This is a genomic window from Halalkalibaculum sp. DA3122, from assembly GCF_043951865.1.
Taxonomy (GTDB): Bacteria; Bacteroidota; Rhodothermia; order Balneolales; family Balneolaceae; genus JAMQKA01.
The window spans coordinates 42,486-68,313 of sequence record NZ_JBINJF010000004.1 but is presented as its reverse complement, the minus strand read 5'-3'; the positions used below and the strand labels follow the sequence as shown (position 1 = coordinate 68,313).

Sequence of the window (25,828 nt, the reverse complement as noted above, 5' to 3'; positions counted from 1 at the left end):
TGAAGATGGGGATCAACACTATTTTTTCCAGTGATATAAGAGGTGCCCGGTATTAAATATGAGAGGGCTTTGACAACCGTATGTCCGAAGTCTTCATGTGAAATCAGCACCGTTACTTCAAGAATCAGGGTTAGGTAGGATGAAACAATGGTTGCCAGGGAACATCGCAGTACTATCCGAAAGAGGTGCTACCTCCGTATTACAACCGGTGTTCATATTGATGATCGCTATTCTGGCCGGGTGCTCTGCGTCACCGGAGCTGCAGTGGAACGAAGAGACGAACTACCGCTGGGCCGAGATTTCTCCGGGATTTTTCGGGGAGACCGGCTTCTCACCACGCTCTCCATCCCAAACCGGTATCCATTTTGAGAATCGGATTACGGAGGAACAGATCGCCGAAAATCGACACTACCTGAACGGCTCGGGAGTAGCGGCGGGCGATATTGACGGCGACGGTCTTGTCGATCTATATTTTGCTGGCCTGGATACGCCCAATAAGCTATATAAAAACAGGGGAGGAATGCAGTTTGAGGATGTAACTGCCGAGTCCGGCGTATCGCACGAAGGTTACTACTCCACGGGCGCAGTCTTTGCCGATGTGGACGGGGATGGGGATCTCGACTTGCTGGTTACGGCCATGCACAAGCAGAATGTACTCTATATTAATGATGGAAACGGGATTTTTTTCAAAAAAGAGGACAGCGGTCTCGGTGCTGCAAAGGGAAGCATGACGATGGACCTGGCTGATATTGACGGGGACGGGGATCTTGACCTGTACGTGACCAACTACAAGGAGAAGTCGGTCAAGGATATATATACGACCGAGGAACTGGAGTGGAATAATATCCTGAAGGAGCCCTATAATGAGCAAAATCAAACCGGCCCCTTTACCCTCGTTTCGCCCTTCGACGAGCATTACCAGTTGTTTATGTCCCGGGATAATCGACTTGTTGGAGCCGCGGAGACGGGAGAAAAGGATGAGCTCTATATTAATGAGGAAGGAACGTTCCGAAAAGTTACTGATACCGGTGACACCTTTCTTGACGCAAATGGGGCGCCTCTGGGGCTGCAACCAGATTGGGGACTGACGGCCAAATTCCAGGATTTAAACGGGGACGGCTTCCCTGACCTCTATGTGTGCAACGATTTTTTCCCAAAAGATCGCATCTGGATGAACCTGGGAGATGGTACTTTTCGTGAGGCGGACTGGAAGTCGGTGCGGAACATGAGCTTTTCGGCCATGGCGGTAGACTTTTCCGATATCAACCGCGATGGCCAGCTCGATATGTTTGTGACCGAAATGCTGAGTCCCGACCACGAGCGCCGCCTCCGCCAGATGGGATCGGATGATCCGACTCCCAACCGGACCGACTCCATACAAGCCCAACCCCAGTATAACCGAAACTCCATGTACCTGAAAAGAGAAGACGATACCTACGCGGAGATCGCTTATCTCAGCAATACAGAAGCCACCGGGTGGTCGTGGGCGACCCGTTTTATAGATATCAACCTGGACGGGTACGAAGACCTTATCATAAACACGGGCTACACCTATGATATCCTCGACATTGATACGCAGGCGGGGATGATAAGGCAGGGCCGAAATATGGATGAAAATTTTGATCTGTTGATCGGCAGGGCCCCGAAGCTGGATCTTTCCAACAAATTCCTGATGAACAACGGGGACCTGACGTTCCGGGATCGAAGTTCGGAATGGGGATTTGGCGAACCGGATGTCTCTCACGGGCTTGCCACGGCCGACCTGGATAACGACGGCGATCTCGATTTTGCCAGTAACCGCCTGAACAGCAGTGCGGCGGTCTTTGAGAATACAAGCCGCGCATCGCGTATCGCAGTCCGGTTGCGGGGCGATGCACCCAATGTTCGCGGAATCGGTGCCAGCGTCAGGCTGATAGGTCCTGCGATGACCCAGGAAAGGCAACTTTCGGCCGGGGGAGATTACCTTTCCGGATCTACTCCTTTAGCGATGTTTGCGGCAGACGAGGAAGCGGATTACACGATCGAGGTCACCTGGCCGGATGGGGCTTTCAGCGTGGTGAATGAGGTGGAGGCGAACCGGATCTACGAAATTCAAAAGTCGGGTGCAACGACAGGTAGAAAGGACAATGGAAACATATTTACTTCCGGGGAGCCCGTTTTTGAGGATGTATCCGGCCGCATCGGCCATACGCATCACGAAGATCCGTTTGATGATTCGACCCTTCAGCCGCTGCTGCCCGGCAAACTGAGTACGCTCGGACCGGGAATATCCTGGGTGGATATCGACGATGACGGTGACGATGACCTGCTGGTAGCCTCCGGCAAGGGAGGTACACTCGGGGCGTTTCGAAACAGGGGCGACGGCACTTTTGAACCGGTGACAGAATCCCCTTTTGATGAAATTGCACCGGGCGACCAGACCGCCATCCTGGGATGGTCTACCGCCCGGGGAACGAACCTGATGGTGGGTAGCGCCAACTATGAGCAGGGCAATCCCCGGGCGCCTTCCGCCTATCAATACCGACGGACTCCGGGCACCCAATTTGAGCAGTCGGGCACGCTTTCCAACTACTCTACCACCGGTACGCTGGCAGCGGCCGATTACGACAATGACGGGGATGTGGACCTGTTTCTCGGTGGGCGGTTTGTACCGGCCCATTATCCCAGGGATGCCACCTCCCGGCTCTTTAAAAATGAAAACGGCTCATTTGTGCTCGATGCGCAGAATTCCAGGAAATTGGGAGAGATCGGGTTGATTACAGGAGCGGTATTCAGCGATTACGACCAGGACGGGGACCAGGATCTGCTGTTGAGCCGCGGCTGGGACTCCGTTATTCTGATGGAGAATGATGGCGGTGTTTTTAATGATATATCTGCACAAGTGGGTCTTGATCAGTACAAGGGCTGGTGGCGCGGTATCGCCACCGGCGACTTCAACAATGACGGCCGACCCGATATCGTTGTTGCCAACGTAGGATTGAACAGCTCATACCAGATGAAGTTCGGGGATCCGCTGCGGATGTATTATACGGATCTCAACGGCGATCGGCGCGTAGATATCATTGAAACACACGCCAACCGTGAAGGACATTACGTACCCCGTAAGAAATTATATGAATACAATACCCTCCCCGTTATTTCCAACCGGTTCCAAAGTTACCGTGCCTTTGCCGGTTCCGACATGCAGGATATATTTGGGAGCCGGTTATCGCAAATTCCGTATAAAGCGGTAAACGATCTCCGGCATATGGTCTTCATCAATACCGGCGAAGGATTTGACGCGAAACCGCTGCCCGTGCGCTCCCAATTTTCGGCGGCATTTCACGTGGGGGTGGCTGATTTCAACAACGACGGCAATGAGGACCTGTTCCTGAGCCAGAATTACTTCGGTATGCCTCGCGAAGTGCCGCGCCTTGATGCCGGCCGGGGACTGTGGCTGCGGGGGGATGGAACGGGCAATTTTACGCCGCTGGCGGGAAGTGAATCTGGAATCAAGGTGTATGGCGAACAGCGTGGAGCCGCGTTTAGTGACATTAACAACGACGGGAAAGTAGATTTGGCGGTGACCCAAAATGACGCCGAGACTAAATTGTACCTGAACCGAACGAGGAAACCTGGATATCGTGTAACGCTGCAGGGACCCGAACAGAACAGCGATGCCCTGGGTTCGGCTATACGACTGGTTTATGGCAACGGTGAAAAGGGTCCGCTGCGCGAAATACAGGCCGGTTCAGGATACTGGTCGCAAAATAGTTTTACCCAGGTAATGGGCAGCCGGTCGAATCACAATGTTGCTGAAATAGAGGTGCATTGGTTTGACGGTCGCCGTCAGCGGGTGGAGCTGAAAGAGGAAAAAAGAGAGTATCTGATTGAGTTTCCCGAGTGATGGTTCAGGCAGTTACAAGACCAGTTGACGGTGATTTGAAGATTCTGCCGGGAGGGTAAATGGGAGTCACATGGCAAACGGGCACTTGGTCATTATGGGCAATGTTGGCATTTAAATTTTTTTATCTCAATTGCAGACTATAAACCCTGGTAGCAAGTTAACTCATAAAAACAGGATTACTATGATACGTAATATGAAAAGGCATCTATTATTTCTGGTGGTGTTTTTAGTCGGATTAGGGGCTCAGCAGGTTATGGCTGACGATGGCTACCGCCTGTGGCTGAGATATGACCAGATTTCAGATAACGCCAGACTTCAGCAGTATCGATTGGCCTTTCAGGAGGTTGTCCTGGCCGGCGATTCGGAAACATCCAGGGTGACAGGCAGGGAAATCCAAAAGGGCCTGAGTGGGCTGTTGGGTAAAGAGATCCCGGTCAAAAGCGAGCTCTCTGGCAACCGGTCGCTTATCATCGGTACACCGTCGGACTCTGAAATCATCTCCTCGCTCAACCTGGATAAAAAATTAACGTCGGTTGGTGACGAAGGGTTCTTGATTGAGCAGCACCGTGTTCAGGGGAATGACCATGTCGTGATTGCAGCCAATACCGATGTGGGGGCACTCTACGGTACTTTTCACCTGTTGCGGCTGATGAAGACGCATGAAGAGGTGCAACATATTTCGATCGCAAGCGCTCCGAAAATACAGCATCGCGTGCTAAACCACTGGGACAACCTGGACCGTACGGTGGAGCGGGGTTATGCCGGGCTTTCGCTGTGGGAGTGGAAGACGCTGCCCAACTACGAAGATCCCCGCTATACGGATTATGCACGGGCCAACGCTTCGCTTGGGATCAATGGTACGGTGATCAACAATGTAAACGCCGACCCGCGGATGCTCACTGAGCAGTACATTAAAAAAGCCGCAAAGCTGGCCGACATCTTTCGACCCTATGGAATTAAGATTTACTTTTCAGCCAACTTTTTTGCACCAAGTCGTGTAGGAGGTCTCGAAAACTCGGATCCGCTAAATCCTGACGTGCAGCAGTGGTGGAAAGACAAGGCGGATCAAATTTATAAACATATTCCGGATTTTGGAGGTTTTCTGGTAAAGGCCAACTCGGAAGGGCAGCCGGGACCCCAGAATTATGGCCGTTCGCATGCCGAAGGGGCCAATGTCCTTGCAGAAGCAGTGGCTCCGCACGGCGGTATTGTGATGTGGCGGGCGTTTGTATACAGTCCCGAGCAGGAGGATCGCTTCCGCGAGGGCTACGACGAGTTTGTTCCCCTGGACGGGCAGTTTGCGGACAACGTGATACTGCAGGTCAAAAACGGGCCGATCGACTTCCAGCCCAGGGAACCGTTTCACCCGCTGTTTGGAGCCCTGCCGGAGACCAATACCATGCTGGAGCTGCAGATTACGCAGGAATATTTCGGATTCAGTCTGCACCTTGCATATATGGGCCCACTCTACAAGGAAGCACTGAGTGCCGATACCTATGCCAAAGGGGAGGGCTCGACGGTGGCCCGGGTAATCGACGGGGAGGTATTTGACTACGAGCACACCGGTATTGCGGGTGTGGCCAATACCGGGCGCGACCGAAACTGGACCGGCCATCCGTTTGGGCAGTCGAACTGGTACCTGTTTGGCCGGTTGGCATGGGATCATACACAAACGGCTGAAGGGCTCGCTGACGAGTGGATTCGAATGACGTTTACCCACGATCCGGATTTCGTGGAACCGGTCAAAGAGATGATGATGATGTCTCGCGAGGCGGGCGTACGATACCGGAATCCGCTGGGCCTCACGCACCTGTACGCTCAGGGCCATCACTATGGTCCGGCGCCCTGGACCTCCGACCTGCCGCGCCCCGATTGGACGGCGGTATACTATCACAGGGCGGATGAGGAAGGGATCGGTTTTGACCGCACGGAGTCCGGCTCAAACGCAATTGAGCAATACGCACCGGAAGTACGGGAACAATTTGATGAAATGGGGGATACACCGCTGGAATACCTGCTTTGGTTCCACCACGTGCCCTGGGATTATCAGCTTTCAACCGGCCGAACACTCTGGCAGGAGCTGGTGCATCGCTACTACCAGGGGGTGGAAGATGTCCAGGAAATGCGGGAAAAATGGGCGTCCGTAGAGGGACTGATCGACAAGGAACGCTATCGTCATGTGGAAGCGCTGCTGGAAATCCAGGAGGAGGCGGCCCTTTGGTGGAGAAACGCCTGCGTACTCTACTTCCAACAGTTTGCAGGAGAGCCGATTCCCGAGGAATATGAGAAGCCGGAACACTCCCTGGAATACTACAAGGAGCTGGAAAAAACACATCATATCGCCCGGTTCTGAGGTTTTGTTGGGAATGGTTTTGGTGTAATGTGTGAAGGGATGTCGCTGTAGCAGGCGATATCCCTTTGCTCTTTTTTTTATAAAACTGGAACATATCGAAGGGATCTATTATGAGTCATATTACCACCAGTATAGCGATCGATGCCCCGGCAGAGTTGGTGTTTAAGACCATCGCCGATATACGGAATTTTTCAGAAGCGGTACCGGATATTGTGGAGGTGGAATTTTTGTCAAAATCGACATATGGGGTGGGGACCCGTTTTAGGGAAACACGCGTCATGTACGGCCGCGAAGCGACGGAGGAGCTTGAGGTGACGGAGCTGGTGGAAAATAGTCGAATTCGTATTGTCGCCGAAAGTCACGGTGTACGCTGGGATTCGCTGTTTACCGTGGAGGAAACGGGGGAGGAAACCACCCTGACCCTGGTAATGGATATCCAACCGCAAAAATTTATGGCCAGGATCATGACTCCACTCATGAAGGGTTCCATCAGAAAGGCCCTTGTTAAAGATATGGAGGCGGTAAAAAAATATTGTGAGCGTTAATCAGCAGTATTTAAGAAATGATGAGAATTTTGGCGATTGCAATCTGTCAGACAGTCTGGCGACCCATTATTCCTTGTGTATCAGCGTGCGAAACCCACCGGACTGCCACCGTTTGATTCCGGAATCACGGTATTGTTCCATAAAGAGGGCAACTCCTTTCATTTTTTCGGCCAGACGAAGGGCTTTTTCGGGGGGGAGAACGCTGGCAGCGGAAGCGTAGCTGTCGGCAGTCAAGCCGTTGGAAGCGATCACGGTAACCTGCCTGCGGTCGGTCAGCCCCAGCCCCGTTCGCGGATCGATGATGTGAGAGTAGCGGGTGCCGTCAATCTCCACGTATTGATAGAGATCGCCCGAGGTGGCCACCGCGCTGTTTGCGAGCTGCAGCATAATACGGTTGTCAACGCCGGCGGTGTCGTGGGTGAGCACTTCGATGTTCCACCCGTTCCTGCCGGGGGGAGGGGCGCCAATCGCAATATCGCCTCCCCCATCAACAAGGGCGGCATCAACTCCATGACGGTTCAGCATCTTCAGGGCCTGGTCCACTGCATACCCTTTGGCGATTCCGCCAAGATCGAGCTGCATATTTTTTTGCCTGAGTTCAACGGTCTGGTGTTGTTCGTCCAGCTTTACATACCGGAATCCGACCCGTTTGCTCATGCTGGCAAGGGTTTGATCGGTTGGGAGTGCGGGTTCCGCCTGGCGGTTCATCTTTCTCCAAAGCTGCACATAGGGACCGACAGTGACATCGAAAGCGCCGCCGGTTTTCTCTGAAACCTGCCGGGCGTACTGCAGTACCCTGAACAGGTGCCGGGAGACCACAACGGCCGTATCCCTGCCGGAGGTCCGGTTCAGTCGATTTAGTTCACTTTCGGAATCATAATCGCTTAGCAGGGAATCCAGCTTTTCGATATGCCTGAATGCAGCCCGCGAGGCGGAGTCTGCCTGTACTTTCGAGTCTGCGTAAAGCACTATCCGGAAGGTGGTTCCCATGTGAGAGCTACGGTATTCGTACCGCTCCGCTTTCATCTGCTGGGCGGGCAGCAGGTGCGGAAGAAAAAGAAAAAGCAGGAGCATGATTAAAAAGCTCCTGCTGAACGGGTGAAACCGTTTAATATTTTTCCCCATTTCCGAGAGGATCTGAGCAGGAAAACGATATTTAGACTCCGCTGTACGCACTGAAACCTCCGTCAACGGGAATGACCGTACCGGTAACAAATTTGGATGCCTCACTGGCCAGCCAAACCACCGTTCCAATAAGCTCCTCTTTTTCACCAAACCGTTTCATCGGGGTGTTGTCGACAATCGTCTGCCCGCGTTCGGTTAGAGATCCGTCTTCATTGAGCAGCAGGTCCCGGTTCTGTTCCCCGATGAAGAAACCCGGGGCAATCGCGTTAACCCGGAGTCCGTCGCCATATTTGATTGCAAGCTCGGTTGCAAGGAATTTAGTAAAGTTGTCAACGGCTGATTTGGCGGCCGAATATCCCAGCACACGGGTGATGGCACGATCTGCCGCCATGGATGAGATATGAACAATCGAGCCCCGTTCGTTCTTGATCATGTCTTCGCCGAATACTTTGGTGGGATGGTAGGTGCCAAAAAAATTCAGATCCATCACTTTTTCCAGTGCTTCATCGTCCAGGTCCAGGAACGACTGGTCGGGATTGATCGTGGCTCCCGCCATGTTGCCGCCGGCAGCGTTGACGAGGATATCAATACGTCCCCATTTGTCCATAATTTTGTCCCGCGCCGCTTCCAGGTCAGCTTTTACCAGCACATCCGCTATCAATGGCACCGCTTCCCCGCCACTGTCTTCGATATCTTTTACATTTTGTTTGGCAGAATCTTCGCTCCTGCCCAGAATGCCGACTTTAGCCCCGGCAGCAGCCAACCCTTTTGCCATGGCTCCGCCCAGAACTCCGGTCCCGCCCGTTACGATTGCTACTTTACCTGAAAGATCAAATAGGTTGTTCATTTTATGATTTTTAGATCTGTAATTATCCTTTTAATATGGGTATCAAATAAAACCAATTATAAGCGAAAAAACCATCATATTTGGCCTGAACTCCTTAAAAAGGAAAGTTTCAGGTTCTGGCACTGGCCGGCATTTTGGGCTTGCCGCTTTTTCATTTAAAAAGGGAGCCGCGTATCAAATTTTGGGTCGTGATGCTGCAATTTCGGTGGCTGTAAATACCTGCACTACACCCGGGCGCTGGTCCCGGTGCAGTGGTCAATGGCCAAATAATTTTACCAGACTGTTTTTCATAGAGGTCATCGAAAAAAACGTTGTTTCGACCAATTCCGCGCTCAGGGATTGGCTTTGAAACAAGCTTCAGGCTTTTTAGAGGCTCTCTTGGAGACTGTGCCGCAACACCTGGAGAACAGAGCGTTCTGAGATGGAGGGAGATGACAGGTTTGTGGAAAGAAATAACTTTTAAAAACCAGTTGAGATTTTGCCGTTTTGTATTTATTAAAGAGAACCACAGCGGAAAGTCGTTTTGCAGGACAACATAACACTAAGAATACATTGGCTTAACAGTTTGTTAACATCTGTTCTTTAGTTTTGCCGCTCAATGATCAGCACACTGAAATCAGAATACTTTTTAACCTTTTCACTTTTTCCTCATTATGAATAAAAGCCTGTTTCTCACCCTGTTGGTTGCATCCTTTTTACTCTCCTCCTGCGGTTCCGGGGGGGACGGAGACACCCTTTCCGGTAGAATCAATATCGATGGTTCAAGCACTGTTTTTCCCGTTACCGAAGCCGTTGCTGAAGAATTCCGTTCCGAAGCCCCTGATGTTCGGGTTACCGTGGGCGTGTCAGGTACAGGGGGCGGGTTCCAGAAATTCGTACGAGGAGAAACGGCTATAAATAACGCCTCGCGGGAGATTAGTCCTACCGAAATTGAGGCGGCCAAACAAAACGGGGTCGAATATCTTCAGTTGTCGGTGGCGTATGACGGGCTGGCGGTAGTTGTACACCCGGAAAACGACTGGGTCGACTATTTAACGGTTGAGGAGCTGAAAACGATCTGGGAACCAGAAGCGCAGGATGAGATTACCCAGTGGAATCATATCCGCCCCGACTGGCCGGAGAATGGTCTCAACCTGTATGGACCGGGCGTCGCCTCCGGTACGTACGATTACTTTACGGAAGCTGTTGTTGGCGAAAGCGGTGCAAGCCGGGGAGATTTTACGGCCAGTGAAGATGATAATGTACTCGTACAGGGGGTGTCGACCGACCAGTACGCACTTGGATTTTTTGGCCTGGCCTACTACGAGGAAAACCAGGAACAGCTCAGGCTGGTTCCGGTCAAACATGGCGAGAAAGACCCGGTGGCTCCCTCCATTGAAACAGTATCCAATGATACCTACACCCCCCTCTCGCGTCCGCTGTTTATCTATGTCTCCAAAGAGGCCGCACAGCGACCGGCAGTGCAGCAATTTATTGAATTCTATCTGGACATCGCTCCTGAACTTACGAAATCGGTCGGTTACGTGGCGATGCCCGATTCTGTTTATCAGGTTCAAAAAGACAAATTCCACTCCTTTATTTCCTCTGACAGCACGAGCGCTCAACCATAACCAAAAAATTGCTGGGTATTAGTAACGACATCGTTTTTATATGAAAAGGGAAACGAAGGAGAACATAATAGAAAGGGCGCTGGCGGCTTGTGCCTTTATTACCGTGTTGACCACCGTTGGGATTATCCTGGTGCTGCTAGTGGAAGCTGTCGCTTTTTTCAGTGAAGTTTCAATAATCGATTTTTTAACCGGTACGGAATGGACTCCGCTGTTTACCAGCAAGTCTTATGGTATTTTGCCTCTTATTGCGGGAACCCTGCTCACCTCTTTGATTGCGATCTCGGTGGCCCTGCCCATCGGCATCATCATTGCGGTGTATCTGAATGAATACGCCCCGAGGCGATTTCGGAACGTGGTCAAACCGTTGCTGGAAGTATTAGCCGTAGTACCCACCGTGGTCTACGGCTTTTTTGCGTTAATGATCGTAACCCCCTTTCTAAAGAATTTTGTTACCGATCTCTCCGGGTTTAATGCTCTTTCGCCCGGAATTGTGATGGGTATCATGATTATTCCGTTTGTCTCGTCGTTGAGTGAAGATGCGCTGAATTCGGTGCCTGATTCCCTGCGGCAGGCGGCCTTCGGCATGGGATCGACCCGGCTGCAGACCGCTTTTAAGGTGATGGTACCGGCGGCATCGTCGGGTATCATCGTTTCGGGTATTCTTGCCGTTGCGCGTGCTATCGGCGAAACCATGATTGTGGCAATTGCAGCGGGTATGCAGCCGCGGTTTACCTTTGATCCCACCGTCCCGATTCAAACGATCACCTCCTATATCGTACAGATAAGCATGGGGGATGTACCGTATGGGACCACCGCGTACCGGACCATCTTCGCGGCCGGGATAACGCTATTTATTTTTACCTTTATCCTGAACAATATCAGCTACTGGATTCGCGCAAAATACCGGGAGAAATATGAATAGAGCCAGATATAACAGGTTTAAAGACAAAATGTTCAAAGGGGTGGGCGTGGCTGCCACGCTTGTGGGACTGGTGGTCTTGGCCATCTTTTTGGGATTTATTGTATACATGGGAAGCGAACGTTTGAGCTGGGAATTTATCATGAGTCTTCCCTCCCGGTTTGCCGAGCGATCTGGCATCTATACTGCATGGATCGGTACGGTATGGGTGCTTGTGCTGACCACGCTCATCTCGTTTCCGCTGGGAGTGGGTGCGGGACTCTACCTGGAGGAATACGGGAAAAAGAGCAGGCTCAGTACGTTCCTGGAAATTAATATTGCGAATCTGGCGGGTGTCCCTTCGGTTATCTATGGACTATTGGGGCTGGAGGTATTTGTACGGATTATGAAACTGGGTAACAGCATCTTGGCCGGTGCGCTGACGCTGTCGCTGCTGATTTTACCGGTTATTATCGTTTCTACGCGGGAGGCTATAAGGGCGGTTCCCTCCTCCATACGTGACGCCTCCGTTGCACTGGGAGCATCCAAATGGCAGACTATATGGAATCAGATTCTGCCCGCTTGTATCGGGGGAATCCTGACCGGGGTTATCCTGGCGATTTCGCGCGCTGTGGGGGAAACGGCCCCTCTCATTGTTATAGGCGCCCTGGCTTATGTCCCATTTGCTCCCCAGAGTCCACTTGACGAGTTTACCGTACTGCCGATACAGATATTTAACTGGGTTACCCGCCCGCAGCACGAATTTGTAATAAATGCGGCCGCGGCCATCATTGTACTGCTGCTGATCACATTTGTGATGAATGGAATTGCGGTATACCTTAGAAACCGATGGCAGAAGAAAGTTAACTGGTAGGCAGCCCGGCTCACAACGATGAGTATCAAGATAAAAACTGAAATGACATGGAGACCAAAACCAAAGAGGCAAACGTAAACGCCGTGGAGAAAGAATCCAACAAGCAAAAGAAAGGTGACCAGTTGCAGTACAAGCTGCAGGCAAAGAATATTGACGTATTTTACGGGGATTTCCAGGCGATACAGAACATCAGCCTGGATATTGTTCCCAATTCCGTAACTGCTTTTATCGGTCCCTCAGGATGCGGAAAATCAACGTTTTTGCGGCTTTTTAACAGGATGAACGACTATATCGACAACTTCAAAATGAACGGCAAAATCCTGTTGGACGATCAAAATATTTACGCCCCGTCAGTCCGGGTTGAGGAACTGCGCAAGGCGGTGGGCATGGTCTTTCAGAAACCCAACCCGTTTCCCAAGTCCATTTTTGAGAATGTAGCCTACGGGCTGAAAATACAGGGAATTTCTGACAAGGATTATATTGAGGAACGGGTTATCGAATCGCTTAAGCAGGCCACGCTCTACAGCGAGGTCAAAGATGATCTTGACAAGCAGGCATTATCCCTGTCGGGCGGTCAGCAGCAGCGGTTGTGTATTGCGCGTGCGCTCGCCGTCAAACCCTCGGTGCTGCTCATGGATGAGCCCACCTCGGCACTTGATCCGATCTCCACCGGTAAAATTGAAGATCTTATCCATGGACTGAAAAAAAACTACACCATTGTCATTGTCACCCACAACATGCAGCAGGCAGGTAGGATAAGCAGTAAAACCGCCTTTTTATATATGGGAAAATTGATTGAATATGGCGATACTGAAAAAATATTTACAAATCCTGAAAAAGAGCGTACACAAAATTACATTACAGGGAGATTCGGTTAATGCATACCGATGAATCAGGACAATTAAAAGAATCAGCCACCATGTCACACCTAGAGACGGAGCTCCGCTTACTCAACGACGATATTTTAGAGATCATGTACCTGGTGAAAACCCAGCTTGAGAAAGGGAAAAAAGCGCTGCTCAATTTTGATAAAGAACTGGCCCACGATATTATTGCCAACGAACGGCGCGTCGATGCCCTGGAGTTGAAAATAGATCGCGACTGCGAGAATTTCCTGGCGCTTTTTAATCCGGTTGCAGTGGATCTGCGCTTCGTGATCGCCTCGCTTAAAATCAATTCCGACCTCGAACGGATCGGCGACCACGCCGACAGCATCGCACGGTATATCCTGGAGTACGGAGACCCCATTGATCAGAAGGTGATCAAAAAAATGCGGATCGAGGAGATGTACGAAACGGCTATCAATATGCTCAGCAACGTATTTAGCGCCTATGTCGCCGAAGATACGGAGAAAGCCCGGAAGGTATTTTCCAAAGATCAGTTGCTGAATGAGATCAACCAGGAAGCGGCAAAAACCACGGGAAAGCTTATCCAGAAAGATCCAGACAACGTAGAGCTGTACCTGTACCTGTTTTCCATCATTCGCAAGCTGGAGCGGGTGGGAGACTTGACAAAGAATACCGCCGAGCAGCTGGTATTTTATATTGAGGCCAAAGTCCTTAAACACAAAAAGCTGGGATCAAAGAAAAAGAAGAATAACGAGGAGTAGCCCGATACCGGCTTTGCAGTGGCTTTATGAGATATTAATGAAGCCGCTTCCTGAAAATATATGCCTGGGTTTACCTACAGTGGAACGGAAGCTTTATAACAGGTGCTACAGCGTGGCCGGGTAGCAGCGATGCACCGGATGATTTTTTTGAAAGGACGATCAAACGCCGTCCAAAAACGATCAGCAAAACAAAAAAACACACTTACATGAAGACGTCAGGTTTACTAGGCGCCCTGCTATTGGTATGGGCGTCCACCACATTTGCACAATCTGCTCTTACCGAAAAGGGTGAGATCAGCGGAAGGGTCTACAGCGACTATTTTTGGGTCGCCTCCAATCACAACAGTGACCTGGAGGGAAAAAACGGATTCTGGATACGCAGAGTCTATTTTACCTACGACTACCAGATAAGTGAGGCCTTTTCCGGTCGATTTCGTCTGGAGGGGAACAGCCCCGGTCAGTTTAATACCGAGGCAAAAATTACTCCCGTTGTCAAAGATCTCTACCTGCAGTGGGAGAATGACCAACACCAGATTCTGGCGGGCATATCACCAACGCCCACTTTTGCCCTCATTGAGGATGTGTGGGGCTACCGATCGGTTGAAAAGTCGCCGCTGGACTTGCTGAAATTTGCCAGCTCCCGAGATTTTGGAATTGCGTTTGAAGGAGAACTGGACACGGACGGCAGGCTGAATTACCACTTTATGGTTGGCAACGGGAACAGCAACAGCTCGGAAACCAACCCGGGTAAAAAGTTTATGCTTTCGCTTTCCTATGAACTGACCGATCACCTGGTGGCAGAAGTTTATGGCGATTATAACGATCAATTTGAAAACCAGGACTGGTTCACTCTGCAGGGTTTTTTGGGCTACCAGTCAGACAGTTTTAACCTGGGACTTCTTTTTGCCCATCAACAGCGGCAGAATGCCACGCAGTATTCAGCGGGCAACGAGGTGGACCTGAACCTGGAGATGGCCTCTGTATTCAGCAATTTTACACTCTCAGAGAAAACGCAGGGCTTCTTGCGGGTCGACCGTACGTTTGACAATATAAACGGGGTACAGAACAACGATTATTTTCCGATCAGCAGCCAGTCTGCCTCAACCATCCTGATTGCCGGGCTTGATTTCGAGCTGGACAACAATATCCATTTAATGCCCAACCTGGAAGCCGCTATATATGATGAGAGCGATTTAACGGGCACTACGCCGGGCACAGACCTGATTCCCCGGCTTACTCTGGCCTACAACTTTTAACGGACGTTAAAATACTCTTAGTGCCAGTGACTGATGCAATGAAAGGGCGGGGAGAGAAATACCCGGTTGCGGCGGGAGGGCAGGGCCAGGCCCGAAGAAATGAACAGATAATTTGCAAGAAATTTTATATCGAACGGGCATTAAAAATCATTTAAAATAGAAAAGGCCACTTCAAAAAAAGTGGCCTTTTCCGGTAGGATATTACCGAATTAAATAATTGGGTATCTTATCCTTTAATCTCGTCTACTTTACCGGTGTTTTTCCATTCTTGAATTTCCAAACGAATATCCTGTGCTGTCTTCTTAATCTCTTGAAGAGTTTTGCGAGCACGTGTGCCGGCAGCTTTGTTCCCTTTGTTGTAGAACTTGTTAATATCTGGTTCCAGCTGATCTAACAGTTCGCTCATTTCGTCATATCGGCTCATTATGTAACTCCGTTAAATTAATGTTTAATGTTAATTTTAATCGATTTGATGACATTTGTTTTTATACCGCCATCGATTGTTCGAAACTAATACATTCCAATCTGTACTGTCAAGTAAAAAACCTGATTTTTAACCTAAATTCTGCGTTTTTTCTCCTATTCTAACAGAATAAGGGGGATATCCGGAGTATCATCGGGAAATATTAATCCTTTGTACTGCTATTGGTCCGGATTTTGGTTGATTCGGGTAATGAACTCCGCCGTCGTGGTAATATGGGTTGGGACCGAGAGTCCGGTGAGATCATCCGGGGGAGCGGGGGCCGGGCCCGAAGAGTTTTCTTTGGGTGGCGAACGATGGTCGTACTTTGAAAAGAGGATGAGCTCTTCGGGTGCAAATTGCATATGGAGGAATTCCAGGTATCTGTTCAGTGGCACGGGCGTCGGTTTATTGTTCTTTCGGTTTAGCACGAGGTTGGAAAGCAGCAATACCGGGCCGTGGTGCAGTGATTCAATGTAGTCCATATTGATGTTGAGTTTTCCCTCTTCCAGCGTGATGCATTCTCGCTGATAGCCGTTTAGCCCCACCGCTGAAACACCCTGGTCGGCAAACAGGGCCACCAGTCGATGATTCAGATCCTTGATCGCTCGAATGGTGGCCTCCTCCCGCATAATTCCGGTTTGTATAAGGCGTTCGGTGTATTCACTTTCTCCGTGAACGACAACAAGCCGGGCATCATCCCGGTTGTTCTGAAACCGGGCCAGCCCCTGGGCAACATTGGTAAGGAATAAGCCATTATCGAGATGCTCGTAATCGAGCGTTAGAATATATTTCATTACTGGTTTTTTGTGTGTTGTAAGTTTTTTTTCAGGAAGTCGGATTTAAAGCTGTATGGTAACAGGTCGGAACTAAAGTGCCGGGATAGGGATCCATCCGAATGGTGGATGAAAACGGGGATTTGGGGCAGGTGCTCAATGATAACCTGCCTGCAGGCTCCGCAGGGGCTGCTGTATTCTCCGTGCCGGGTATGGAGATGCAGGGCCTTGATCGACGAAAGGTCGATCCCGCCGGCGATCGCTTTGGCAATGGCCGTGCGTTCAGCACAAAGCCCCGACTCCCAGGCGCTGAATTCAATATTCACACCCGAGACAAGGCCTCCGCTCGTTTCAAGAATTGTGGAAACCGGGAAGTTGGAATAGGGGGAGTGTGAACGGCCCAGTAGACGCTGCAGGCAATGGCTGATATCATCGTGTGAAGTGACGATCCCATCCAGCTCTTTGTCAAAATCAGGCTCAACAGAGTACTCGAGGTCCAGCTCCCGTTCCCAAAAATCGGTCTCTCCATCTGTTGATGGCGGTGTTCGGCGGTAGACTTTTGCCGGTTGTTCTCCCTCGCTTGTGCAAATTACCACGGCGCACTGCATTGCGGAGATGGTCAAGGGGAAGGAGATATTTTCAATTCTTACACCCGGATATAATTTCCCCGAGCGGCTTTCCAAAATAACAGCTGCAGGCTGCCCGGAGTAAGGAGTGTAGGATCGGGTTTCGAGCTCTTCCAACGTCATTTTACTGGTTGTCAATTATGGATGAAATAACGGCATCGGCCACGGCCGCCCTGATTTCACTGATGTTGTGGCCGTACGACCGGTGGGGATGCACCCGGTTGGCAAGAATAATAATTGCGAGGTCCCGTGCAGGATCGATCCAGATGCTGGTGCCGGTAAAACCGGTATGACCGAATGTGTTGTCACTGGTCAACGTTCCCGCCGAACTGAAACCGGTACTTTTCCGGTCAAATCCGAGTCCCCGCTCAGGATTGGCCGGCTGCGGGGCAGTAAAGGCTCGAATAACAGCATCGCTCAGGTACCTGCGTCCGCCATACGTTCCCCCGTTCAGGAGCATCTGTGCGTATACCGCAAGGTCGGTACCGTTGGAAAAAAGACCGGCATGCCCAGCCACTCCGTCCATAAAATAGGCCCGCTCGTCATGAACCCGGGCCCGGACGGTCTCTTTTCGAAAGACGGTGTCGATCTCCGTGGGAGGAATACGGTTGCTGATCCACTCTCCCTTTGCCAGGGGATTAAAGTAGGTGGAGTTCATCCCCATCGTGTAAAACATCTCCTGACGGATGAAGCGGTCGATCCGCCGGCCGGAGACTTTTTCTGCTATTTCGGCAAGCAGGATGAATCCCAGGTCGCTGTATTCGTACCTGCTTCCCGGCGAATAGATGAGAGGTTCATCCCTGACGGCCTGGATCAGTTGACTGCGTTCTTTCAGGGAATCGACATACACCCGAAACGGGGGCAGTCCCGAGTTGTGAGACAGCAGATGGCGAATCGTGATATTCTTTTTAGGTCCCGTATTGAATTCGGGAATATATTCGGCCACCCGGTCGTCAAGGTTCAATTTTCCGGTATCGACCAGTCGCATTACCGCTGTTGTGGTGGCAACTACCTTGGTCAGGGACGCCAGGTCATAGATGTCGGTGGCATTTACGGGGTTCAGCTTGTCATAGGTGTGATACCCGTATCCCTTCTGGTAGGCGATAATCCCGTCTTTAAGCACGGTTACCGTGCCGCCGGGAAAGGTAGAATCGAAAACAGCCTCCTGCATGATATGATCGATGCGGCGCAGGGAGTCCTTGGTAAAACCGGCGGTCCCCGGCTGATCTTTTCGGATAGTGGTTTGTGGAATTTCGATGCCCTGACCGATGACCGAATACCCCGGGATATCGATCGGCATCTTCCCGGTAACAGGGGAGGCCCCGAACAGGGCCGGTACAGTGTTTCGCACCTGTGCGTTTCGAGCCGACCACGCCATCACTTGTGCATCGGTTTGGGAAAGGTCTCGAACAATGTACGGATTCCCGAACGCCACCAGCAGGGAGGGTTTGTTCCCGGCCGCCAGCTGTTTTAAAAAATCGAACTGTTCGGAAGAGAGCTGCATGGGCTGGGCGGAACGCACGTAAATAAAGGAGCCTAGGATGATGAGATCAGCATTTCGGGCATTGTTCATGATCTCCTTTTTCTCTTCCTCGTTTGTTCGCCGGTCGTATACATGAAACTTGACGTTTGGATGATAGGTTTTGAGTTGCTCGGCAAAATAGGTGCCGGTCTCTCCCGAGATGTCGTCGGCGATAGAGATCGCCAGCACGTTCGGGTATTTGTAGGGGCGCAGGGGCAGCAGATCCTGCTCGTTTTTAATGACTGTGATCGACTTGCGGGCGATCTCATCCGCGATCAGCTGGTGCTCCGTAGTATGAATCTCCTTGTCGAGGCTGTCGATGTCAATAGTCCGGCTTTTAAAAAGTCCGTATTCCTTTTTCCATTCAAGCAGTTTTCGCACCGAACGGTCAATACGCTGCTCGGTGATACTTCCCCGGCGGACCGCCTGCTCTATTTCGTTGATTGCCGTCAGTTCATCGGGACTCAGCAGCATCAGGTCGGCCCCGGCGTGAAGGGCTTTGACAACAGTTTCGCCGGGAGAATACCGGGAAGAGATCCCGCGCATTTCCAGCCCGTCGGTGACCACAATGCCGTTAAAATTCAGTGAATCCAGCAAAATACGATCCAGCACCTGTTCATCCAGCGTGCCGGGGGTACCGTTGGAGTTGCCTATTTTTGGAAAAGCGATATGAGCACTCATGATGCTCGAAACTCCATGGTCGATGGCTGCCTTGAACGGGAGCAGCTCCAGGGTGTCCAGCCTGGAATAGGAGTGTGGTATGACCGGCAGGGAGAGGTGAGAGTCGACGTCGGTATCCCCGTGACCCGGAAAATGTTTGGCTGTGGCCACGACGCCTTCCGAGTGTACCCCGTCAATAAAGGCGTTACCAAAGGTAGCCACGGTTTGTGGATCACCTGAAAAAGAGCGCACGTTAATGACCGGGTTTTCCGGGTTATTATTTACATCGAGGACGGGAGCAAAGATCTGATGTACGCCCAGCGCCTTGGCCTCACGCGCAGTAATCTTTCCGGCCCAGTAGGCGTATTCCGGGTTCTGCGTGGCGGCAATTCCCATTGCGGGGGTCAGGTATGTCGAGCGGCGGACCCGCATCGCCGCCCCAAACTCCATATCCTGGGTTATCCAGAGGGGGAGTCTGCTGGCCCGCTGCAGTTTGTTGTGAAGCACGGCTTGTCCGTAAATATTACCGCTGTTGAAGATGATTCCGCCCACCTGGTATTTCCGAATCTTCTGTACAAGCTCATAATAGGTGTCACTGTCCTCATTGACAAAGTACCCGTTGGCGTGGGTAACAAAAAGCTGACCGATCTTCTCGCGCAAGGTCATTTCTTCCATCAGCGAATCGATGGTTACGGGACCGGAGACCAGGGATATTTCAGGTTTCGGTTTTCCGTCACCCTCTCCGTGGAGCTGCTGTTCCAGCACGCTTGGTTGCTCCATCGCCCCGGGTTGATCTGGCTGATTAACAGAGGGAGTCTCCCGGGTGGTGCGGCAGCTGACCAGCAATACCAGTACAGATAGGGAAAGGACTGTTATACGGGTGCTCCAATTTGATCCAACATTCATCAGTAACTTTTTTTCCAAATTTCCAATACGGTTAAGCCGGATCGACCCTCTTGCTGTAGCCTGCCGGTCCTCACTGCCTCTGACTGATATTGGCTGACAGTGGAACTACAAAGCGTCGAATACATGAGGTTTCGGTCCGGTTAAATTTTTGTTTACACAATTCCTGCGGTAGTGCTGAAAAGATCAATACTTTATACAGGTCTTTAACCATGAGCTACCAGCTCTTTGATGCGTAACATACGGCAAAGAGTTCAACTCTTGCAACGCTTGTCGGCCATGTTGATTATGGGGCTTCGGCCGGTAGTAGCCGCATGGTGCGGTAGACAGTCTCCTCAAAGAGGGTACTGTCCTGGTAAAGATATTTGTACTGGCCGTTGAGCCAGCTTTCCGTTTGATCTCCGTAATATTCCGATAGCATCAGCCCCGACTGGCCGGTAGGTGTTATCGAGAGCGTTCTGCTCATATTCGACAGGTCCACAACCCGGCGGATGGAGGGGCCGACAACCATCTCATAGGGATCGCTCCAAAGGTAGGACCCCTTGTTGATGCTCATTTTGTGTCCCCGTGCCGCATAGGGTCCTTTGTTCATCAGGTTCCGGACGATGAGCTTCAGCGCGCTGTTGGCATCCGGCTGTTCGGCCGCCTGACCAAAAAGCTGGGGTTTAAGTGTAACGGTATGGATATTTTCCCACCGCCACTCGTACGGCTCTTCGCCGAGCTCCGATTCCAGGTAATCCGTCGTCTCCCGCATCGTGTTTACAATCAGGTCTTCCCGCGTTTCAATGGTGTCGGTGTTAACATTATCGAAGAACGAGCTGTTTTGCCTGAGGGAACGAAACAGGATACGCGCGGGCAGCCCCGAAAAGCGGATGTAGTTGTTGTAGCCGGCTTCTCCCATCTCATCCTTAAACACATTTTCGTTGAGCCGAAGCATAAAGACATCGAGAATAGAAGCAGCCGTTTCGTTGGGTTCATACTGGAAATCCCAGTTTTCCAGGTAAGATATCACCGTATCGAAATCCTGGTCGGCATTTTGCAGTACGGGCAAGATCATGTTGGTGATCTGTTGGGCATAAATAGAGTAGGTGTCGAGCTGCATGGCCTGGAAAATTTGGGGCGAAAGGCGCTCATTTTGTGTCAAATACTGGCGGATTCGTTCATACCGGGCGTCGGGTTCCCAGTATATGGAGATATACCGCTCAGCTTCGCGAAGCTGTACAGGATTGTTGGCATTGGCAACCCAGCCAGACTCCGGGTTTACGGTTCGGGGCATCTCTTCGAACGGCACGTAGCCCTGCCAGTCATTTTCCGGCTTCCAGCCTTCGCGCAGTAATACCGGGTTACCACTGCGGACCGGGAGTCCGCCGAGGCTGTACATCGCGATATTTCCGTCCCTGTCGGCGTAGATAATATTCTGACCCGGAACCTTGAAATAGGGAAGATGCCGCTGAAACTCTTTGAATGACTGCGCCCAGTTGATGCCCAGCAGCGCATCCACCTCGTGGCTGACCTGCAGGGCCGTCCATTTCATGGAAATCACCTGCTCGCCAATGATCTGCTGGCCGGGATAGATTTCTGATATCACCGGTCCGTGTTTGGTCAAACGGCGGGTTAAGGTGGTATCATTGCTGTTTCGAACTTTTATCAGTTCACGTTGAATCTCAAATTCACGGTAGACCGGCTGACCGTCAAGCGAATCCACCAGGTACTGGTTTTCATCGTTGGGATTGACTTTTTCCAGGAAAAAATCGGTGTCATCCAGCATCACATTGGTGAGCGACCATCCCATAAAATCGTTTTGTCCCAGCACCAGGATCGGAGCCCCGGCCAGGGTGGCCCCGGAGAGATTCCGGCCGTTGAGATTGAGGTGCACCTCATACCATTTGCCGGGCATGCTGAGTCCCAGGTGGGGATCGCCCGCCAGCAGGGGATAGCCGGTCTCCGTCTTTTCGGAACTGACGGCCCAGGCATTACTGCCGGGACTGAATCCCTCCGATTTCAAAACCCGGCGAAGCGCAAGATCCCCCTCCAGCAACGCGAGCATCTTGTCGGAAGTGAGAGAGGCGGGAACTGAGGGCTTTTTGGCAGCTGTAAATTCATTGCTGGGCATCAATTCCCTGAACTGTGCCGGTTCCAGGTGCTTGCTGAGATAGGCCAGCGACAGCTCGTTCTTCCACGCAATATTCAGCTCCCAGGCTATCAGTCGTGCCAGTGCCAGCGAGTGGGTAACCGTCCACGGTATTGGTTCCATGTCGACCAGTGCGAACTCTAGCGGGAGTTGGTTCGGATGGGTTTTGACATATTGATTGACACCGTCGGTATATGACTGCAGGATCCGGCGGGTAGAGTCCGGCAGCTGTTGCTCGATTTTTTGGGCAATCTTCCAAAAGCCCAGCGTACGCTGAAAGAGGTCGGCCTCCACCAGGTCTTCCCCCAGGAACTCTGCCAGGCGACCCTCGGAAGCCATCTGCGTGAGGGTCATTTGCCAGAGACGGTCCTGGGCATGCACATAGCCCAGACTGTAGTAGAGGTCGTTGCGCGTGTCGGCATAAATATGGGGAACCCCGTAGTTGTCCCAGTGGATCTGAACCTCGCGGTCCAGTCCCTCCAGCGTATGGGTGGCCTGGTAGTCGGGCAGCGTCCGGTAGAACGTCCAGTAGATCCCCAGTCCCGTTATCCCGATTAACACGATCAGAATGAGCAGAAGAATTTTCAGAAAATTATTCATGGAAAAATTCGACGATAAAAATTTGTGGAAGAGAGCTTTGCAAAGTCCTCTGGAAATGTACGAAACAAAACTGTTTGATCAATGATCATGTGATATGCAACGCATTCCCAAAAAGGAGTAGATTGAGAAAGAACGGTTGCTACTCAATGTCGCATATAGCGGGTAGATATGTTAGTTTACAAAAGGGTAAATGATTCTTTCAGCCAATAAAGGAGAACCACTAATCAATAACAAGCGATGGAGATTAAGAAAGCAGCAGTTGTGGGCGGCGGAACGATGGGGAATGGTATTGCTCATGTATTTGCGATGAATGGGATCCCTGTTCACCTGGTGGAAACCTCCCGGGAGCTGGCCGAAAACGCCGTGGCAACCATTGAATATAACCTTGAACGGATGGTTGACAAAGGCAAGATCGATCCCGAAAAAAAGCTGGAGACGCTCAATGGCATCAAAACATTCACCGATCTCGCCAAAGGGGTAGAGCAGGTGAACCTGGTCGTGGAAGCGGTACCTGAGAATTTCCAACTGAAGAAGCAGGTATTTGCCGAAGTGGATGCTGCCACCGGTGAGGATGCCATTTTGGCCTCCAATACCTCATCCATTTCCATCACCCGGCTGGCGGCGACGATCCGCCGGCCAGACCGCTTCATCGGGATGCATTTTTTTAACCCGGTACCCATCATGACACTCATTGAGGTGGTCAGGGGACTTGAAACCAGCCAGGCTACCTATGATTCGGTAGAACGCATCGCCAGGGCGATCGACAAAACGCCGGTAGAAGCGAAGGATTCACCTGGATTTGTCTCAAACCGCGTACTGATGCCGATGATCAATGAAGCGATCTTCTGCGTGTATGAGGGCGTGGCCGATCCCGAAGATGTGGATGCGGTCATGAAGCTGGGAATGAACCACCCGATGGGCCCGCTGCGCCTGGCTGATTTTATCGGTCTTGATGTCTGCCTGGACATCATGGAGGTGCTTTACGAGGGATTTAAAGATCCCAAATACCGGCCATGCCCGCTGCTGGTGAAGATGGTGGATGCGGGCAGGCTCGGCGACAAAACGGGCGAAGGATTCTACCGGCACGATTGAAGTCTTCTTCAAAGATAGTCTCCGTCTTCTCAGTTCGTTTTCCCGATGGTATACTGGATTGTGACCGACGCCTCTAATATCACCGTCTGCTCGTACTGCATCAGGCTGGGACTGTCGGCGGCTTTCATGGCCATCGATTCCATCCGCTGGCCGGGATAGTACTGGCTCTCGTGGTAGTTGATGGATTTAATATCCCCGAGTACAACACCGGCTTCTTCGGCGATGATATCCACTTTGTTTTGAGCTTTGCGCATCGCCTGCCGAAGGGCCTCATCTTCTCCTTGCTGCTGGTCGGAGGAGAGAAAATTCCCGCTAAACTGGTCAAAACTGTGTTCAATAAGGGTTACCTGGATCTGCTCATATATTTCAAAATCCCTTAGAGCCAGGCTAACCTGCTGCTTGGTTTGGAAAATTTCTTTTCGCTCACGTTCTCCCCCGGGAACATACTCATCAGTATACCTTTTCTGGATCGAAATCGGCTGAAAACGGATCTGATCCTCGTTTACCTCATATCGGTCCAACAGGTCCACGAGCACTTTTTCGCGCTCTTTGTGTAGCTCATAAGCTTTTTGGGGCGTATCGGCTTCGGCATTAAGATTGATATTGAACTGGATGATATCGGCCGGGAGCTCTACTTCGCCACTTGCGGTTACCGAGATGATATTATCTTGAGGCTGTTGCGCCGGGGCGGGGGGGACAATAAAGTAAAAACTTAACAGGATCAGGAGGTAACGCATATCAATGGGTTTAGATGATTAGGGTTTGTAATCTAACGGGTTGCCGTCAAAATATAGTTTAAGGGAAAGAGAATTTCCTGACGCAGTGTTCGCCGTTAATATTTTTTTAACCGTGTTACTGGTTCCACTCCAACACACAATTGATGGGGTACTGACAATGTGAACAGGTAATAAGAGGGAAAAGAAAGCTCATCGTGTTTCCTGCTGGTTGCGATTAATTTTAACAGCCGGTTAATTTCCGTTTAAAACGATCGGTTTGTTCAACATCTTCGCCAGGTCAAAGAATGGTTTTCAGCTGGTCCCGCGAAATATTTCCCCCGCAGATAATGATGACGGTGGTTTTTCCCCGGAATAGTTCAATTTTCTTTAAAAAACCGGCTACCGCCACTGCCGCGGCTCCTTCCACAAGTTTGCCATGCTTTTCTATCATCATTCTGATTGCATCCTCGATCTCCTGTTCCGAGACCAGGATAAACTGGTCGACCAACTGCCGGCAAAGAGCGAATGTCATGGAATCGCGTTCAAATCCGCCGGCCGAGCCATCCGACAGCGTGGGGCTGGATGTCACCTCCTGATAGCGGCCGGCACGGACCGAGACTGCCATTTCCGGAGAGTTCTCCGGCTGGCATCCGATGATTTGGGTTCCCGGGAGATGCCTGGCAAAATAGCTCGCAACTCCTGAAATGAGTCCGCCGCCCCCGACTGTCGCCAACAGGTTGTCGATACCCTGTATATCCTCGAAAATTTCGATGCCGATCGTTCCCTGTCCACCGATCACCTGCCTGTCATTATAAGGCGATATATATGTCCACTGGTCCTGTTTTTCTGCCAGCTTTTTGGCATGCATCTCCGTTTTATAGGGATCATCACCATAATATTCGATATCTGCCCCGTAAGCCGCTATTTTTTCCACCTTTGCATTAACAGCAGTTTCCGGCAGGTAGACGCGGCCTTCGAGTCCGAGCAGCTCCAGGGACCGGGCAAATCCCAGGCCGTGATTGCCGGTGGAGGCGGTTACCGGGTAAAATGGCTGTCCTCTCTCTTGCAGCCACATCAGCTTGTTGAGGCTGCCCCGCGCCTTGAAGGACCCGGTGTACTGCTCGTTTTCCAGCTTGAGATACACTTCCCCATCGGCCAGTGACCCGAGCCAGCGAGACCGAATCAACGGGGTATGAAGAATATGGCTCCGTATCCGCTTGTTTGCAGCCTCGATTTCATTATAGATCTCCATCTGTTTGACCGTTTCGTTGAAACAGGCGTTTTATACCGGAGCTGCCGGCTGCTCTCCACAAGAAACGCATCCCCACTTCATGCACGA

The 25,828-nt window shown here is 51.2% G+C and carries 19 protein-coding genes; 10 read left to right on the top strand and 9 right to left on the bottom strand.

What is annotated here, in order from left to right:
* The first annotated feature begins 220 nt into the window (after window positions 1–220).
* The 3 genes from ACG2F4_RS04015 (at window position 221) to ACG2F4_RS04005 (ending at window position 6,784) form a co-directional block, all read left to right on the top strand.
* Window positions 221–3,886 (top strand): FG-GAP-like repeat-containing protein, encoded by a 3,666-nt coding sequence (locus ACG2F4_RS04015; protein WP_395258720.1) that lies wholly within the window; start codon window positions 221–223, stop codon window positions 3,884–3,886.
* A gap of 181 nt (window positions 3,887–4,067) precedes the next feature.
* Window positions 4,068–6,239: an alpha-glucuronidase family glycosyl hydrolase gene (locus ACG2F4_RS04010; protein ID WP_395258718.1), complete on the top strand. Its 2,172-nt coding sequence runs from the start codon at window positions 4,068–4,070 to the stop codon at window positions 6,237–6,239.
* Window positions 6,240–6,349: 110 nt separating this feature from the next.
* Window positions 6,350–6,784, top strand: a complete 435-nt coding sequence (locus tag ACG2F4_RS04005; RefSeq protein ID WP_395258715.1) for an SRPBCC family protein — start codon at window positions 6,350–6,352, stop codon at window positions 6,782–6,784.
* A gap of 66 nt (window positions 6,785–6,850) precedes the next feature.
* Here ACG2F4_RS04005 and ACG2F4_RS04000 read toward each other — a convergent pair whose 3' ends face one another.
* Together ACG2F4_RS04000 and ACG2F4_RS03995 are read right to left on the bottom strand one after the other, a co-directional pair.
* On the bottom strand, window positions 6,851–7,909 hold the full coding sequence (locus ACG2F4_RS04000) for an FAD:protein FMN transferase (protein WP_395258713.1): 1,059 nt from the start codon (window positions 7,907–7,909) through the stop codon (window positions 6,851–6,853).
* Window positions 7,910–7,940: 31 nt separating this feature from the next.
* Entirely contained in the window at window positions 7,941–8,756 is an 816-nt protein-coding gene (locus ACG2F4_RS03995) for an SDR family oxidoreductase (RefSeq protein ID WP_395258711.1), read from the bottom strand.
* A gap of 653 nt (window positions 8,757–9,409) precedes the next feature.
* On the opposite strand from ACG2F4_RS03995, the gene ACG2F4_RS03990 reads away from it, so the two are divergent.
* The 6 genes from ACG2F4_RS03990 to ACG2F4_RS03965 all read left to right on the top strand — a co-directional run bounded on the left by ACG2F4_RS03990 (window position 9,410) and on the right by ACG2F4_RS03965 (window position 15,003).
* On the top strand, window positions 9,410–10,366 hold the full coding sequence (locus ACG2F4_RS03990) for a PstS family phosphate ABC transporter substrate-binding protein (protein WP_395258709.1): 957 nt from the start codon (window positions 9,410–9,412) through the stop codon (window positions 10,364–10,366).
* A gap of 40 nt (window positions 10,367–10,406) precedes the next feature.
* A complete protein-coding gene (gene pstC / locus ACG2F4_RS03985) occupies window positions 10,407–11,288 on the top strand; it encodes a phosphate ABC transporter permease subunit PstC (RefSeq protein ID WP_395258707.1) in 882 nt (293 codons plus the stop codon).
* A complete protein-coding gene (gene pstA, locus ACG2F4_RS03980; RefSeq protein WP_395258705.1) occupies window positions 11,281–12,138 on the top strand; it encodes a phosphate ABC transporter permease PstA in 858 nt (285 codons plus the stop codon). The genes pstC and pstA overlap by 8 nt, the downstream gene beginning before the upstream one ends.
* A 47-nt stretch (window positions 12,139–12,185) precedes the next feature.
* Entirely contained in the window at window positions 12,186–13,016 is an 831-nt protein-coding gene (gene pstB / locus ACG2F4_RS03975; RefSeq protein WP_395258703.1) for a phosphate ABC transporter ATP-binding protein PstB, read from the top strand.
* A 41-nt stretch (window positions 13,017–13,057) separates the two neighbouring features.
* On the top strand, window positions 13,058–13,747 hold the full coding sequence (gene phoU / locus ACG2F4_RS03970) for a phosphate signaling complex protein PhoU (RefSeq protein WP_395258701.1): 690 nt from the start codon (window positions 13,058–13,060) through the stop codon (window positions 13,745–13,747).
* A gap of 206 nt (window positions 13,748–13,953) precedes the next feature.
* Window positions 13,954–15,003, top strand: coding sequence for a hypothetical protein (locus ACG2F4_RS03965; RefSeq protein WP_395258699.1), 1,050 nt, complete (start codon window positions 13,954–13,956; stop codon window positions 15,001–15,003).
* 226 nt (window positions 15,004–15,229) lie between these two features.
* Here the strand turns inward: ACG2F4_RS03965 and ACG2F4_RS03960 are convergent, their stop codons facing one another.
* The 5 genes from ACG2F4_RS03960 to ACG2F4_RS03940 all read right to left on the bottom strand — a co-directional run bounded on the left by ACG2F4_RS03960 (window position 15,230) and on the right by ACG2F4_RS03940 (window position 22,681).
* Window positions 15,230–15,427: a histone H1 gene (locus ACG2F4_RS03960; protein WP_395258697.1), complete on the bottom strand. Its 198-nt coding sequence runs from the start codon at window positions 15,425–15,427 to the stop codon at window positions 15,230–15,232.
* Between the two features lie 218 nt (window positions 15,428–15,645).
* Complete coding sequence (locus ACG2F4_RS03955; RefSeq protein ID WP_395258695.1) at window positions 15,646–16,260, bottom strand: hypothetical protein; 615 nt, start codon at window positions 16,258–16,260, stop codon at window positions 15,646–15,648.
* Window positions 16,260–16,988 carry a cytidine deaminase gene (locus tag ACG2F4_RS03950; protein ID WP_395258693.1) on the bottom strand — a complete coding sequence of 243 codons (729 nt, stop codon included), beginning with the start codon at window positions 16,986–16,988 and terminating at the stop codon, window positions 16,260–16,262. The genes ACG2F4_RS03955 and ACG2F4_RS03950 overlap by 1 nt, the downstream gene beginning before the upstream one ends.
* A gap of 1 nt (window position 16,989) precedes the next feature.
* Window positions 16,990–19,971, bottom strand: a complete 2,982-nt coding sequence (locus ACG2F4_RS03945; RefSeq protein ID WP_395258691.1) for a glycoside hydrolase family 3 N-terminal domain-containing protein — start codon at window positions 19,969–19,971, stop codon at window positions 16,990–16,992.
* Window positions 19,972–20,236: 265 nt separating this feature from the next.
* Window positions 20,237–22,681: a penicillin acylase family protein gene (locus ACG2F4_RS03940; protein ID WP_395258688.1), complete on the bottom strand. Its 2,445-nt coding sequence runs from the start codon at window positions 22,679–22,681 to the stop codon at window positions 20,237–20,239.
* Between the two features lie 237 nt (window positions 22,682–22,918).
* Here ACG2F4_RS03940 and ACG2F4_RS03935 point away from each other — a divergent pair, with 237 nt between their 5' ends.
* Entirely contained in the window at window positions 22,919–23,773 is an 855-nt protein-coding gene (locus tag ACG2F4_RS03935; RefSeq protein WP_395258686.1) for a 3-hydroxyacyl-CoA dehydrogenase family protein, read from the top strand.
* 29 nt (window positions 23,774–23,802) lie between these two features.
* On the opposite strand, the gene ACG2F4_RS03930 is transcribed toward ACG2F4_RS03935, so the two are convergent.
* Window positions 23,803–24,510 carry an SIMPL domain-containing protein gene (locus ACG2F4_RS03930; RefSeq protein WP_395258684.1) on the bottom strand — a complete coding sequence of 236 codons (708 nt, stop codon included), beginning with the start codon at window positions 24,508–24,510 and terminating at the stop codon, window positions 23,803–23,805.
* Between the two features lie 277 nt (window positions 24,511–24,787).
* Window positions 24,788–25,741 (bottom strand): threonine/serine dehydratase, encoded by a 954-nt coding sequence (locus ACG2F4_RS03925; protein ID WP_395258681.1) that lies wholly within the window; start codon window positions 25,739–25,741, stop codon window positions 24,788–24,790.
* Window positions 25,742–25,828 lie beyond the last annotated feature (87 nt).